Source organism: Bacteroidales bacterium (genome assembly GCA_012519055.1).
Taxonomy (GTDB): Bacteria; Bacteroidota; Bacteroidia; order Bacteroidales; family Salinivirgaceae; genus JAAYQU01.
In genome coordinates this window covers 1-2,069 of record JAAYQU010000051.1, presented here as the reverse complement: position 1 = coordinate 2,069, position 2,069 = coordinate 1, and the positions used below count along the sequence as shown (strand labels likewise).

Below are 2,069 nucleotides of genomic sequence, written 5' to 3'. Positions count from 1 at the left end.
TCCAGTTTTAAAGGCCCTAAATCAATCTCGCGACTTATGGCCAAGTGCAACTCAGCTTTGGGCGCCTCTGATGTGTTATTCGTGTTACCACAAGCTGCGAAAAATGCTATATAAAGTGGATAAAAGAGCAGTCTCTTCATTGAGTTGATTTTTAAATTATTAATCTTTTGTATTTCTGGTTCATCGTCAAATAGTAAGTGATGGGAATGTTTTCCCATCACTTAAAGAGATTAATAGTATCCTATTTTGATTTGCAATTTAATCCACTATTTAATTCGCTAGTATATAAACAGCCATATTGTCCACCATCATATCGGTAACAAGTGGCGTCAGGTACATCCCAGGGGCAGTTACCACCAGATTCACCGTTAGCACTTGCCATTACAGCAATTGCATCTAGAGCGAGTTCTCCATTCTTGTCGTCTTGTAACAAATTCATATTAAACACACTTGCTACTGCAAATAAAACACTTGCTGTGGTCTGGCCCCCTATTAATCGGACAATCGTTATAGAGGTTGATACAAACATAAACTTTTCTGCCTGAGTTTTTCAGCAGGCCCTAATTAAAAAGGCCTATTGAAAAATAAGGGCGAATGGAAGCTTTACAGCCCATTGATTAAAATTCAAATTTTATAATAACTGGTTCTGGTGTGTGAGAAATGCCATAGAAAATCCTTTTTTCCGAATCAACTGCGAAGGCTATTATTTCTTTGTTTAAACTATATCTGGTTATTGGATTTCCCTTCCAATCAAAAACGAAAATATCCTCTCCTTTCCGTGCCCGAGCCATTGTTTCAAATCCCTTTATTGATCGCCCCGAATAAAGACAATAAACGAAGTTTTCATCTGACTTTATATCGAGAAAACCCATAATATTTGTGTCTGACGGATGTAAAACTCTATGGGAGTTGTTGGACTCATCAACAAAGTCTGGTTTCAAAAACCCATATCGTTTTGTTAATATTAGATTTTCCTCCTCCAACTTAAAAAACTCGATGTTGTCGCAATAAATGGAGGCTGCTGCAACACGTCTGTTTGACGTGTTTACTTCCAAAATGTTTTGATAAGCTATGTATGATAGCTCATCACTTATGTTGATTCCATCATAAGATGGATAATCTTGAGTTGTCTTTAATAATTCTCCATTTTTGTCGAATAATGCATATCTTTTGCTAAACCGTCCAACACCTATATACAAAGAGTCGCTAAGCTTCCTTACAAATCCCGTATATCCCAAATCGTTAGCAAATGAGATCCTTTTTTGAATATGAATATTGTTTATTTCCTTGCTGGAGATATCTAAATGGGATAATCTCTGAATTGAACGTTCATATATACTGAGGGTTTGGTTGATATTGTTAACACTTATTTCTACTGGTAAATTAAATTCCTCTGGACCTTTCCCAATTTTACATAATCGACCGAGGAATCTTTCCCCTTTTGGATCTAATATGGATATCAAATATTCACTATCCCTATCTTTTAGTAGCAAAAGGGAATCAACTAAAATGACCTGATTTGGGTTGCCAAAGGTTTTTTCGAAGTTTAAAGCTTCTCCAACCAATTTTTTTTCTAGTTTAAAAACTTCGGACAATTTTGAAGGTTCTTCTGTTTTGCAACTATATAAGCCTATAATTGCAAATACAATGCAGCATACTTTTTTCATTCGGATTTTCTTTGGGATGACTATAATCTTTTCTAACGCAAACATACTTTGAGTGTTTTCTTTATAGTGACGCGAATTCTTAAAACAAGCAACCATTCAAGAGCCTCCATTAATGCGGAGGCTCCTATTATAATACTATTACTATGGCCAGAAAATTTGAAACCTGGTACCATTCAACTCTACAAAACCGCAATATGGCCCCTGATAGCTTGTACCACAATTTGTCCCATCTGGAATCTCAGAAGATTGCGCTTGCGCCATCACGCCAATTGCATCCAGCGAAACATCACCGGCACTATTTCCTTGTAACAAATTCATATTAAACACAGTTGCTACTGCAAAGAATCCGGTTGCTACTGCAAAAATTATTTTCTTTTTCATTTTAATAAACTTAATCATTAG

The 2,069-nt window shown here is 36.0% G+C and carries 3 protein-coding genes; all 3 read right to left on the bottom strand.

The window, feature by feature from the left end; genetic code table 11:
- Nucleotides 1–241: 241 nt before the first annotated feature.
- Nucleotides 242–439, bottom strand: coding sequence for a hypothetical protein (locus tag GX311_10915; GenBank protein NLK16893.1), 198 nt, complete (start codon nucleotides 437–439; stop codon nucleotides 242–244).
- 178 nt (nucleotides 440–617) lie between these two features.
- Nucleotides 618–1,712, bottom strand: a complete 1,095-nt coding sequence (locus GX311_10910) for a hypothetical protein (GenBank protein NLK16892.1) — start codon at nucleotides 1,710–1,712, stop codon at nucleotides 618–620.
- Nucleotides 1,713–1,808: 96 nt separating this feature from the next.
- Entirely contained in the window at nucleotides 1,809–2,048 is a 240-nt protein-coding gene (locus GX311_10905; protein ID NLK16891.1) for a hypothetical protein, read from the bottom strand.
- Between the last annotated feature and the right edge of the window lie 21 nt (nucleotides 2,049–2,069).